The following is a 14,005-nucleotide window of genomic DNA, read 5'->3' as shown; positions in this document are numbered from 1 at the left end:
GCTACTCCACAGAATCTTATAGTACAGGTTATACCATGAAATGAAGTGGTCAAGCAACGGTGTAACATTTTTCTTTAAATATCCAACTTGTTAATAATTTGATCCATTTTAACTAAAGCCTGTTCATAAATAAATTGAAATCTTTTTTCTGGCTTTTTACCCATCAAATCATCTACTATTTTATCAACATTCTGGACATCTTCTAAAGTAACCTTTAAAAGTGATCTTTTTTCTGGATGCATAGTAGTTTCCTTTAATTGTGCCGGCATCATTTCACCGAGACCTTTAAACCTACCTACTTCAATTTTAGCTTTACTAGTTTTCGATAATTTATACGTTAACTTAATTTTTTCCTCTTCATCACATGCATAATAAATTTTATTAGACTGCGTTAAACGATAAAGTGGAGGCTTAGCTAAATATAAATGCCCTTCTTTTACTAATTGCGGCATTCGTAAAAAAAAGAAAGTCATTAATAACGAAGCTATATGAGCACCGTCAACATCTGCATCAGTCATAATAATTATTTTTTCATAACGCAAATTTTCTTTTTTATAATTCTTTAAACTACCACAGGCAAGAGCTATTTCTAAATCTTGTATTGCTTGATTATTAATGATTTTTTCAAGTGTAGAACTCGCAACATTTAGCACTTTACCCCATAAAGGTAATACTGCTTGTGTTTCTCTATTACGTGCTTGTTTTGCAGAACCTCCTGCTGAATCACCTTCTACAATAAATAGTTCCGTCCCTTCAGCTGAAGTACGCGTACAATCAGCAAGCTTACCAGGTAAACGTAATTTTTGAGTGGCATTTTTACGCGAAATATTTCTTTCGTTTTTCTTGTTTCTTCTAAACTCAGAAATAGCAATTACATGCTCGAGTAAATGAGTTGCTAAAACTTTATCACTACTAAGGAAGTGATCAAAATGATCTTTTATTATATTCTCAACAAGTTTACTTACACCGTTTGATACTAATTTTTCCTTAGTTTGACCTTGAAAAGATGGCTCAACTATAAAAACTGAAAGAACAACACTCGCTGTTTCAAAAATATCCTCAATAGTGAGATTAGCAGATTTTTTATTACCTATCATTTCACTGTATGCTTTAAGCCCACGTAAAATAGCTGACTTAAGTCCTTGCTCATGTGTGCCTCCTTGAGGAGTAGGTACAGTGTTACAATATGATTTCATAAATGCTGATGTATCATTATTTTGCCAACAAATAGCCCATTCAAGTTTTATAGCGTCCATCGTAGACTCTATATTACCTGAAAAAATTTCTGGAATAACTAAATTATCTAAAGATATTTTTGAACTTAAATAATCTTTTAAACCGTTCGGAAAATTTATTAATGCTTTTTTAGGTATATCTGATGGCACTTCTACTTCACATTCCCATTCTATAGAAACACCACGATATAAATAAGCTTTTGACCTTGCAATCTCATAAATCTTTTTAGGATTAAAATGTAATGTTTCACTAAAAATTTCTGGATCGGGAGTAAAATTTATTGATGTACCTCTTAGCCTTTTAGATACTTCTGTAGATATTAAATCAGTTAATTTTTCTCCTTTAGAATAACTTTGGCTATATAATTTACCTTGTTGATAAACCTCTATTTTTAAATGTTTAGATAAAGCATTTACTACCGATATTCCTACACCGTGTAGTCCACCTGCAGTATGATAAACATTATTTGAGAATTTACTACCTGAATGAAGAGTAGTTAAAATTACTTCTAAAGCAGATTTATTAGGAAATTTAGGATGATTATCAATAGGGATACCACGACCATTATCAAATATAGTAATACTATGATCTTGATGCATTTTTATCATGATAATACTTGCAAAGCCGGCTACTGCTTCATCCATAGCATTATCAAGGACCTCAGATACTAAATGATGCATAGCATTTGAATCAGTACCTCCAATATACATACCAGGTCTTTTACGCACAGGCTCAAGACCATCTAATACTTCAATATCTTTTGCACTATAATTAGTATAGATTATCTTATTTTTCTTTTCTTTATTATTAAAGCTGAATAAATCACTCATATATTTAGAGTTAATTAATTAACGCTCCTAAACTAAACTATTTGACATAGAAAAGCAATTAAGCTTTAAAGTAATTATTAGTATTATTGTATTCTGACCATGTATCATTACAACATGATCCAAAAACAATTGTGTAAGACTTATTGCTAAGAATCAAGTTAACTAGGATGAAAATTTATCGTTAATTATACCCCTTAGCTTTCATTAACATGCAAACTATGTTAGTATTTCCTTGAGAGGATGCAATATCTAATGGATATTTACACTCATCCTTTTTTAGAACAGAAGTTTTAATACCTCGTATAACCAAAAATTTAGCTAAATAATAATTATCGTTATAAATAGCAGCAGTGAGTAATGTCTCACCGGTACTATTTTTCTCTTGCAATATCGGATAAACATCAAGTAATGCACGTAACTCAAAAAGGTTGTTTCTTGCAACTGCTCTAAATGCATTATCTACTGCACTATAATAAGATAGATTAGAATAAATATCTTTATTTTTATTGATATCAATATCATATTTAATAAAACTCTCTACAAGTTTTCTTTTTCCCATACTTGCAATCCACCCTTCTTTTTTTTGAAACAACTTGATATATCCATACATATCCATCTGCTCTAAAGTCGCGTGCTCTGTTAGTTTACCCAGCACTATATCATCATCAGGTAAAAATAACATTTGCGTTTCATTTTTTACGAATTCTTTTGCTAATTCTGAGGTCTCATTGTTTACCTTATCATTTTGTTTTTGAAGTGTAACATTTGAAGAACTGACAGGATACGATTTCGCTTGATTATTGATAATTTGATCATTATCAATTTTTTTCTCTAAAGCTAAAGAATTAGGTCGAGATTTATTGGGATCAACTACAAGAACTGGTATAATCGGAGTATACCAATCTTGTTTTTTTGTAGCCTCTGAAGTAGAAACAAATCTTTCTTGCGAGTTATTTATTGCCATAGAAGACTCTGTTGCGGTCACTACTGTAGACGAAGTATCAACAGGTGTATTTATGCTAATCGTCGTTATAGGCTGTGTAGAATGATTATTTGAATGCATCATTGTAGATGATGGTACATTAACATGCGTTTCTGTAGTAGGAGTAGTAGGAACTGTTATATTTAGAGTAGTTGGTATAGTATCTTGTGTTGTAGGAACACTTAGCATATTTGGAGAAATAGTAGTCATATTAGACATAGTCGATTCTAAGTTTTTTTCTACGTTATTAAGATTAGTATCGTGATTAAATAGCTTAGGAATAGATGTCAAATTAGTAGGTTTATATATTTGCACTGGTTGCTGCAAAGGTACTACATCCATCATGTCTTGAGATGTAGGGATGACAGGCTTCAGTACGTTAAGAGTGATAATATTAAAATCTAAATTCGTCTTTTTATAATCATTAGGTAAAACTGCTTCCTTATACATTTCATTATTTGTTGCACTAATGAACTTTGTATTACCAATATCTATAAAAGATTCAGACGCTTCTGTTGAATTAAGCTCTTGTTGTGTAACTTGCATATCTTGTGTATTATAATTTGAAGCTAAATTTGTACTATTTTCATACTCAAACTTACTATGAATATTTGCAACACTAGGCAATATTACACTCCCAACATCGATAAATGGCTCGGATTGTTCATTTTCATTAAGCTCTCTGGGATCGATCTGTTGTGATTCTTTATGTATTGCTTTAGTTTGTCCCTTTTCCTGTTGAGATGATATATTTGTCTTTTTTTGTTTACTAAAAAATTGCTTCAATTTCTCAAAAAAAGAAATATTGAAATTAGTACTAACATCCTTATCTTCCTTATCTGGAGTATCTATAGCAACAATAGGTAATGATTGTGGTAATGGCGGAGGCGAAGCATAACCTTGCCCTGTCACCAATAATAGATTGATCAAAAATAATATCTCACATAATTTATTTAACATATCATGCCTAAATAATAATCCTTAAACCTAATTACAAGAAAAATTACAAAGTAATTTCATAAAACAATCTTAGTTGTTACACCATTTAAGGCTGCTCGCAATCATTGTTTAAGATATATGGGTGCAATGATGTTAGTAATTACTACCATCTCTCTTACTATACTGCACCAATTTCTTTATTTCAATTTCTACTAACTCTTTGACAAGTATAGGTAGATTTTTATCAAGCCACACTTTAAGTTCAGGTTTTAACATCTCAATGACTAATTCTTCAAGTGCATTTTTAGATGAAAAATTATTATTTAGCTTTTTATCTTTAATAGTATCAGTAAAATTTTTAAAAATTTCCTCTACCTCTGAAGCAGATTTAGTGGATATTAACTTTTCTTCTTCATCTTGATTAACTATGTCCGTTAACTCTAATATATCTTCATCTGCACTATAATTTTCATAAACAGGATTTTTATGTTCATTAATTATTCCTTTAATCGATTTTAATATTTCTTCTATAGACATGTCTTGGTTCTTTTTATTTTCTTTACTCACTTTAGAAACCTATAAACATTTTCTTTTTAAGACTGTTAAACTCTTCTTCAGGACTAAAATATTTTACTTTAAGTTTTAAACTTTTAGCAGTTAACTCACCAGCTAATAATTTCATTTGATATGAAGCAAGTACTGAATTCTTATAAGCATCAACACGCGTTATTTTTGCTTCATACAATTTTTGTTCAGCATCTAAAACATCAAGTATAGTTTTAGAACCAACTATTTCCTCTTGCACTATACCGTTATATGATATTTGTGCAGCTTCCACTCCTTGATTAGCAGCAACGATACGAGATTTTGCTGTTTCAAATCCTTCCCACACGCTAACAACGCCCGCTTTTATCTGCTTTATTGCACTATCAAGCTGGACTACACTATTCCTTGTTTGATTTTTAGCTGATCTTATTCTTGAATATTGCGCTCCTCCTTCAGGATAAATAGGTATATTTACTGCAAGAGTAGTAGTATAGATCCTATTGTTTATATTTTGAATAACTGGCTCTTGCGGATTATAATTCGTCCTACCTGATAGCAGCTTTACACTTACTTGCGGTAATAATTTTCCTTTCTGCACCATTTCTAAAGCTTTTGCAACAGATACGTTATGTCTTGCTGAATTAATATCAGGATTTAATTTAGCAGCTTTTCTTGTGAACTCATCTAACGAAGTAGGTAACCTATCAGGTAAATCAGGCATAGTTATATCATTTGCCTCTATTCCAAACACTTTAATAAAATTTGCTTTTTTCCCTTGAAAATCTGCATAAGCAGCTAGTTTATTTGTTTCTGCTGCTGCAAGCCCTGCCCTTGCAGCAGCTATATCTATTGCCGTTGCTTCACCTAGTCTTAATTTCTCTTCAACAGTCTTAACTTGCTGTATATTAGTACGTACCCTACTTTCAGAGATATCATATTTTTCCTTACTCTCAAAACAATCAAGATACGCAGTTATTAAATTTAATAATATTTTTTGCTCGCATGCATAGTATTCGGACCGTGACGCTCTAAATCCTGATTGAGCAGCTTTAAGAGCAGCAATACTAGCCCCACCACTAAATAATGATTGTTCAATTGTTAATATCCCTTGGGTGCTATCTGTATCACGTGAAGTAATACCAAGCCTATTAGCATATTTTTTATTATATCTAGTTTTACTATTTTGTCTATTAATCTGCAAACCGACATTAGGCATAAACCCTGAGAAAGCTTGAGGCAACTGTTCAATTGCGTTCAAAAACTTAATTCTAGCAGCTTTTAGCTCCTCATTATTCTTATATCCTTCAGTTAAAGCTTGTTCCAAATCAACAGCGATAACAGAACCAGTGAGCAATAATGTAGTAATAAATGTAGTTAATTTACTCATAAATTTTTTGAATAATTGATACGATGTTAGTGCGATTAATTTAATCTTTCAATAAGATACCTAATATCACAACAAAATATTGTGCATTGTTGTAGCAATGTTAGCACGTAATATAACAAAAATTAATTTCAAGGGCAATGATAACTATTTTACATTTTATTTTATAGTTATAAATCTTTAAGCTTAATTTATCTCGTAATAAAATATCTCGTAATAAAAAATAAATTTTATGTATATAATTAATTTTTCCAGTTTTCATAGATTCAATATAGCACAACAGGCAACACTAAAAAGACTCTTAATAAAATTAGGAGTCTTTACAAAATCTTTAAAAAAAAATGTAACAGATTTAGAAAATAATTTATTTTATATTTTACAAAATTCTTTAGATGAATTATTGCATACTGAAAATATCGATACAGAGAAAATAATAACACTTTTTAATATAACACTACAAGAATCTCTAACTATTTTATCTAAAGAACTAGAGAGAACATATCAAGCACATTTGGAAACAAGAGATATCTTTTTATTTAATGTGATTATTATAGAAAAATGTTTGAACGTTTTAGCACAAGTGCTAAAATTTCAAAAAGAATTAGATACACTCTATCCTAGAGCTTCTCAAAAAATTATCAACGCATTAGAAAGTATTATAGTCATGATTATAGCGAGTCAAATACCGGTGCTTGGAATATTTATACAAATAAGCGAAACACTTAAAAAAGTAAATAATCTTATCGATTATAAAAAATTATTGCCTAAAATAACAAGATTGCATAATGAAATAACAGAAATAATTAGAGATGTTACATATAATAAGCAACTTAAAAATTGCTTTGAAAAAGCCACGACAGTTGCTACAATTTTAGAAATATCAAAGGAATCAGCTCGCAAAATTATTGAAATAGCAAATAAAAACCCTAATAATAGAGTATCATTAGAAAATATTGTAAAAGCTGCTAAAACTATACCAAAAACTAAAGATGAAGTAGAAGAGAAAATAGCAAAATTAAAAAGTAATATTGAAAGTGCAATTCCAAAAAATATAAACATTGACAAATTAAACTCTATAAATAATACTATTTCGTATAATATAAATGGAGCTAAAACAGAATTATTAAAAATATTAGATCCAGAAGCTTCTTTTGGTGACAAAATAGAATCATTATGTAAAGCAGCAAAAAAAGCTACAACAATTACAAGCGACATAAAAAAAATATTAGGTGTAGTACCAGGAGGTAAACAACTTGCAACAGTTATAAGTCTAGCAATCAAAAGTAACTTATTACCACCTCAAGTCTTTGCAATTATAAAACTAGCTCCTGATATAACTAAGTTAGTTAATATAGGTAAAGCAGTGATTATAATGCTATCTAAAACACACAACTTAACTCAACAACATGGAAGAGCAAACAGTGTCTAATACTAATATTTTAATTGCAATATGTTGCTTAGCATTATTATTAATATTGTTAATGTATACAAAAATAGTAGCACATAAAAAAAACATATTACCTGCTAAAGGGAATAATATTGATGATTCACAGAATGTTGCTCTTAATAGTCAAAAACCAGAAAATAAAAAGCTTACATTACAGGAAAAGATAGAATTATCTTGGAAATTCCTTTATGACATCACAGAAATTATTTTAAATAAATTCTCTAAAGAGGATGTTGCACAAGTTAATAAATGTGGTCAAATTTTATTTGAAAATGGGGTGAGATATGGACATGTAGTTGATATTGTAATACCTCACGTGAGATCTCATACCCAATCAGTTGAACAAGAACAATCTAAAAGCAAAAAAGCTTTAAGGATGTGATTCTGTTCTTTATAAAAAAGTATTTAGTCTAAGGTAAGTTTAAAATAAATAATTATATACTAATCTCCCTATTTAGGTTTAAAATATTATTCCTAAATGTATAGATCTTATCGGTAGAAACTTTTATTAACTTAGATTATCTAAGGCATTATTCTTAGCTAAATAATAAGAAATTATTTAATGTTTCATGCATATTGTTTTACTGTATCATTTAATAAAAAAATTCTTATTAAAAGATTAATGCAAAATTAAACATATACTTTGTAGTTTTATCGGCGCCTTTATATCAAACAATACTATAATTCCAAAGATACTATGGATACTCCATATTTTTTATGCAGTGACATGTAAAGATGATCGAGCGATTTGTCGTATTATTTATAACAGCAGATTATGTAGTGAAGGAAATATTAAGATAGAAGAAAATATTAAAAATGTACAATTTCTTGATTTGATCACAGGCTGATGAAGAATAGAGTGATAAAAATATTTACTAATTTTATATAAAATAAATAATCAAGACTAATACTAGGAACAATTAAGTTTATCTATATGCACTGCATTGCGCAGATTATTGTATTCAACCTATATCAAGAAATTCTATATAGAACCATTAATAAAAAATAATGAGCAGAATATAGTTATAACTCTGTAGAATAGGAAAAATTAATAAATAAAAAATGTTTTTAGTAGAACCGATATTAAAAAACTTGTACGTGCTCTTAGCTACCTTGTGCAAAAGATTTGTAATTAACAATAACATTTCATTTGTTTTATGAATTTATAATGCGCTGTGTTTTTAAAAAAACCATATATATTCAATAATACATCTAAATAAAACAATGAACTTGATGTTCGTACCGAATCTTACATTCACCATTTTCCTTATATAACAGTTCATGAAAAGTACCATCTTATATTATACTCTTAATATGTACTTCATTCTTTTTGTAACTATCAATACGAAGTTACTTTAACTAAAACCAAGACTAGAACCTTTTAAACACAAGAAATTGCTATGCATTGTCTATACATTCAACTTATCACAATAATGTGTGTTATATTTGCGATAAATTCATGAATACTTATATCTGAATTTGCTATTCAATTTGCTAAAGAATTTGCTGTTGCAGAATACATATTATAATATACTGGTCGATGACAAAACATAATATCTTAAGCATTAATTATTATATCCTCTCTCAGAGTGAGTATAATCAATGTTTCAGTTATCGATGATAACTATTCCAATTTTAAAATTTTTTAACAAAAAGGTAATTAAATTTATAAGAATAAAACAGTAATATTTGCCTTTAGAAATTTCTAATTTCACTATAATCTACTTATATATATAATATTACATGATTAACATAATTGCAAAGCACGAGACACATCTTCTAAAAATATTGAAGATCTCCATTGTAAGATATAAGAAATTGTCTATAAGACATAATAAACTCTCATCAATGCTAATTCAGACACATAAAATATACAGCTGAGATATACTCCAAAAGTATACTGAGGTGAATATCTGATGTTTAAGGATTAACCACATTGAGATAATAATGATATATTATCGTTTGTTGTAGCAATAGTCAAGATTATTTGACATACAATCAGCAACTAATATCAAATAAATTATACGAAGACTCCCTTCTCAATTTTAGCAAACTTATTAACAAATATAATGCAAGTCATAAATAAATAAACATAAAAGAAACAAACCATGATTGCAATACTAGTAAGTATAATTAACAACGGTTGAGTTATTGATACTCAATCCATAGGTGCTAATAATTATTGCCTATATTATAGAACCATTCGTAGTTATAGATCCAGAAAGATTATTTTTTGAAAAATTATACGCTAAATTAAAATAGTGATTACATATTTTAACAAAAGATATTATATTGCTTTGAAAAATTATGAATATGTAATCATACATCAAATATCGCTTGTACTAATTACACACTATAATTATAGGTTTATAACTTTGAACGAAGATAATCTGTTTATTTTTAAGTAAATGAATCAAACAAAAGCTTTACAGAATAATGATATATAGGATTAGTTTTGATTTTCATAAGTTTATAAAAAAACTATTTCGTATTTGCTAAGCTGTCATTGCATTACTTAACTATATGACACAGTATGACATAATATATTTTACTGATCTACGAACAATAATACCATGCTGGTATGAGAACAAAGCATTGAAATATCTCAAATAATTATTTTTAACAATGAAAAATGCTATATACATTACAAATAATTACTATTCTCTTTTTTAATCATAGCTATTAACTGTTCTATCGATAATATTTCCTGTCCAGTAGTACCAAATTTTCTTATCGTTACTTGTTTATTTGCTTGTTCTTTCTTACCAATTACAGCAATCATCGGTATCTTTTGATTAGAAAACTCTCGAATCTTATAGTTAATCTTATCAGGAGAAATATTAATATCCGTTCTTATATTGTTATCAATTAAGGTTTTTTGTACTTCTAAAGCGTAATCGTTTAAATCATTAGTAATGGTTGCAATGGCAACTTGTACTGGTGCAAGCCAAATAGGGAACTTACCTGCATATTCTTCGATCAAGATACCAATAAAACGCTCAAGTGAACCAAGGATTGCCCTATGTAACATTACAGGTCTTTTTTTCTCACCACTTGCAGCAATATAATTAGCATCTAACCGCTCCGGTAATACAAAATCCATCTGCAGTGTACCACATTGCCATTGCCGCCCTATCGCATCTGTTAATACAAACTCAAGCTTCGGGCCATAAAATGCACCATCACCTGGGTTTAGCGTATAAATAAACCCTACTTTTTCTACCGCTGTTTTCAAAGCATGCTCAGCCTTATCCCACACTTCATCATTACCTGCACGAATTTCAGGACGATCGGAAAATTTTACCTTGATATCAGTAAACCCAAAATCCTTATAAACCTCTGTCAGTAACTTACAGAAACGTACTGTTTCATCTGTAATTTGCTCCTCAGCACAAAATATATGAGCATCATCTTGTACTAAACTACGCACCCTCATTAAACCGTGCAATGCACCAGACGCTTCATTACGATGACATAACCCAAACTCTGACATACGCAAAGGTAAATCACGATAACTCTTAATACCTTGCTTGAAAATCTGAACATGACAAGGACAGTTCATAGGCTTTAAAGCTAATATCTTATCATCTGTTTCTAATGTGAACATATCACAACGAAACTTTGCCCAATGTCCTGAAGCTTCCCAAAGGCTTTTGTCAACTAAAACGGGAGTTTTAACTTCAATATATCCATTTTTACGATTTTTTTTTCTTATATATTGCTCAATGGTATTATATATACTCCAGCCTTTATCATGCCAAAATACCATACCTTGTGCTTCCTCTTGAAAATGGAATAAGTCAAGTTCTTTCCCTATCTTCCTATGATCGCGTTTTTCTGCTTCTTCAAGCATAAAAAGGTAATTATCAAGCTGTTCTTTAGTAGCCCATGCTGTACCATATATACGCTGTAACATTTCATTACGACTATTGCCTCGCCAATAAGCTCCTGCAACTTTCATCAGTTTAAAATACTTAACAAACCCTGTAGAAGGAGCATGAGGCCCTCGACACAAATCAATAAAATTACCTTGTCTGTATAAAGTAATTTGTTCACCTGCCGGGATTGAAGCAATAATTTTGGCTTTATAATGCTCTCCTATAGATAAAAAAAACTCTATAGCTTTATCCCTATCCCATAATTCTCGTGTTATTTTCTCATTCTTTTTTACAAGTTCTTGCATTTTAGCTTCTATAGTAGCTAAATCATCTCGCGAAAAAGGTTTATCACGAGCAAAATCATAATAATAACCATTTTCAATTGCAGGACCAATCGCTACCTGAGTTTCAGGGAAAAGTTCTTTTACTGCTGCTGCTGTTAAATGTGCTGCATCGTGCCTTATTATCTCAAGACATTCATAATCTTTCGCAGTTAAAATACGAAGCTTACAATCATGCTCAATTACAGTACTTAAATCTTTAAATTCACCGTTTATTTCAACAACCATTGCTGCCTTAGCAAGTGACATTGAAATTGCATTTGCTATTTCAAAAGCGGTAATATTTTGTGCAAATTGTTTTACACTACCGTCAGGAAAAGATATATTAATCATTTTTATTCTAATTTCTTTATGTTTTATCTACCGTGACCTATCCACGTCACACAGAATACAACTAAAAATATTAATATTTGGAATATTTTTAACTGTTATTTACCAACAAGTTATTTTCTTTGTTAGTGTATTTGAGTTATGGCATTCATAAATTTTAATACTCTTGTATCACTAAAAATCTGATCCATAACTTGATAATTAAAGTTTAGTACATTAACTTTAGTTTTTACATCAATTACTAAAGAATTACCACCTTTTAATTCAGAATTTTTACTAAAAGCTTTTATTACTTGAAAATGAAAATCGTATTTTTTATGACTAAAGATTGTTTTTTTAGATTGAAAACAAATATTATACAAATCTTCTATCTTTTAAGCACAGGTAGAATTATCAATATAATTCACAAAATTCTTTAACCGTACTCGGATCTGAAATTTTATTACACTTTCTAAATTAGGTATCCCAATATGTACTAACTCATTACTATATTTTAGTTTTAATTTAGAACTGTAAGAAATAAGTAAATTTAATATATCTACTGTGTCAAACCATAATCAAAAGCAACAGTATCAAAGTTATTAGCTATTTTATCCACAAAAAATTCAAATTTTATCATATAAATTCCTTCTGTAACGTTTCAAGAAACAAAAGAAATTGCATACATCCAAAATTAACAAATTAAGCTTATCCGATGTTGTAGTATTTAGTAATTACAGCATTACTAATATAAATCTCTGCTAATTTTTCTGTATCTAAACAACTATAAAGAGTAGATTTATTATCAAACAAGCTTCCAAGAATCATGTTCTGTATTAAATAAAGTTCTTAAACCAGATTGGTGTATGATGACAATGTGAGTAAAAAATATATCTGACTCAGTATTAATTTCTATATTATTGCCGTAAGACTCAATTTTTGTAATACTTAACATGATACATTGGTCATAACTATTTCATTAAAATAAAAATCTGAGAGGTGATAGGTTTTATTATATTTAAAGTAACACTAAAGCTATAGTTATTTATTGTAAGTTATATATTCCATGTACTAATCAAGAATAGAGCGAATATTCTCTTCACTTTTATTTTTTTGATAAGTAGTATACCCCAACACTACTAAAATCAAAGATATAAAGATTACGATAAAATCGTATTTTGATTAAAAACTAAAATGTTGTTATTACTTAAATACACTTTTAGACGCTAGCACATTGCTTAACTATAATGAGTCCAGTTCTTATGGAATTCTGAATACCGTGATCAAACCATTCACATACGTTTTTTAAGTCCACAATAACATATACCATTTTAAAACATCATCATTTTTCTTTTAAACGATTAGCGATTAACTGATATGATTCAAAAGCTTTATTAGGCTCGTTTTCAATCAATTCAAACCCTAATTTTTCATTACTGTTAATATGCCATAATCTACAATTATCAGGACTAATTTCATCAGTTAACATAATGATAGATTCTTCACCATTAAAAACACGCCCAAATTCTAATTTACACTCAACAAGACGAATCCCAATACCAATAAATAAGCCGCTTAAAAAATCATATATACGTAAAGTCTGAGCTTGTACTGTTCTAATTTCATCCATAGTTAACCACCCAAAATTGAATATTTGATACTCATTAACTATTGGGTAGTTAAATTCACGGCTTCGGACCTTAAAATCAATAATAGGTTTATCAAATACATATCCTTCATCCATTCCAAACTCTTTTACAAATCTACCACATGCTACCGATGATATGATTACTTGTATTGGAAAAACCTCAACATATTGAATTAATTGCTCCCTCATATTTATTTTTTCGATCAGATGATTTTCAATTCCAATCATTTCAAGTTTACCCATTAAAAAAGAAGAAATACTATTATTAAGTACTCCTTTACCTGATATATCAACAGTCTCACCGGTTTCTAATACAGCTTTATCGGAAAAAGCCATAATAAGTAAAAAATCTTCTTCAGCAGAATATAAAATTTTACTTGAACCTTCATATAATTTTTTTTTCATTTATTTGTCTCAAAATTCATTTAAGCATCCTATGTAGTGCACTTGACCACTAGATCTCAA

At 29.3% G+C, this 14,005-nt stretch carries 8 protein-coding genes and 1 pseudogene; 2 read left to right on the top strand and 7 right to left on the bottom strand.

Annotation, left to right across the window (positions count from 1 at the left end; genetic code table 11):
- Positions 1 to 74: 74 nt before the first annotated feature.
- The 4 genes from parE to RT_RS01075 all read right to left on the bottom strand — a co-directional run bounded on the left by parE (position 75) and on the right by RT_RS01075 (position 5,920).
- Positions 75 to 2,066 (bottom strand): DNA topoisomerase IV subunit B, encoded by a 1,992-nt coding sequence (gene parE, locus RT_RS01090; RefSeq protein ID WP_011190687.1) that lies wholly within the window; start codon positions 2,064 to 2,066, stop codon positions 75 to 77.
- A 181-nt stretch (positions 2,067 to 2,247) separates the two neighbouring features.
- Positions 2,248 to 4,008 carry an ankyrin repeat domain-containing protein gene (locus RT_RS01085; RefSeq protein WP_011190686.1) on the bottom strand — a complete coding sequence of 587 codons (1,761 nt, stop codon included), beginning with the start codon at positions 4,006 to 4,008 and terminating at the stop codon, positions 2,248 to 2,250.
- Between the two features lie 132 nt (positions 4,009 to 4,140).
- Positions 4,141 to 4,554, bottom strand: a complete 414-nt coding sequence (locus RT_RS01080; RefSeq protein WP_011190685.1) for a DUF2497 domain-containing protein — start codon at positions 4,552 to 4,554, stop codon at positions 4,141 to 4,143.
- A 1-nt stretch (position 4,555) separates the two neighbouring features.
- Positions 4,556 to 5,920, bottom strand: coding sequence for a TolC family protein (locus RT_RS01075; protein WP_011190684.1), 1,365 nt, complete (start codon positions 5,918 to 5,920; stop codon positions 4,556 to 4,558).
- Between the two features lie 229 nt (positions 5,921 to 6,149).
- Here RT_RS01075 and RT_RS01070 point away from each other — a divergent pair, with 229 nt between their 5' ends.
- Both RT_RS01070 and RT_RS01065 read left to right on the top strand, forming a co-directional pair.
- Complete coding sequence (locus RT_RS01070) at positions 6,150 to 7,346, top strand: hypothetical protein (protein WP_011190683.1); 1,197 nt, start codon at positions 6,150 to 6,152, stop codon at positions 7,344 to 7,346.
- Complete coding sequence (locus RT_RS01065; protein ID WP_014419412.1) at positions 7,324 to 7,746, top strand: DUF2660 domain-containing protein; 423 nt, start codon at positions 7,324 to 7,326, stop codon at positions 7,744 to 7,746. Before RT_RS01070 ends, RT_RS01065 begins: the two co-directional genes overlap by 23 nt.
- A 2,262-nt stretch (positions 7,747 to 10,008) precedes the next feature.
- Here the strand turns inward: RT_RS01065 and thrS are convergent.
- From thrS to RT_RS01050, 3 genes and pseudogenes are all read right to left on the bottom strand, one after another.
- Positions 10,009 to 11,916: a threonine--tRNA ligase gene (thrS, locus tag RT_RS01060; protein ID WP_011190680.1), complete on the bottom strand. Its 1,908-nt coding sequence runs from the start codon at positions 11,914 to 11,916 to the stop codon at positions 10,009 to 10,011.
- A 461-nt stretch (positions 11,917 to 12,377) separates the two neighbouring features.
- Positions 12,378 to 13,059, bottom strand: a pseudogene (locus RT_RS04545) (phosphoribosylaminoimidazolesuccinocarboxamide synthase); the annotation flags it as partial.
- 175 nt (positions 13,060 to 13,234) lie between these two features.
- A complete protein-coding gene (locus tag RT_RS01050) occupies positions 13,235 to 13,945 on the bottom strand; it encodes a phosphoribosylaminoimidazolesuccinocarboxamide synthase (protein WP_011190679.1) in 711 nt (236 codons plus the stop codon).
- Between the last annotated feature and the right edge of the window lie 60 nt (positions 13,946 to 14,005).

The sequence above is a fragment of the Rickettsia typhi str. Wilmington genome (genome assembly GCF_000008045.1).
GTDB lineage: Bacteria > Pseudomonadota > Alphaproteobacteria > Rickettsiales > Rickettsiaceae > Rickettsia > Rickettsia typhi.
The sequence above is the reverse complement of the archived record's forward strand: the minus strand, read 5'-3'. Positions and strand labels throughout refer to the sequence as shown.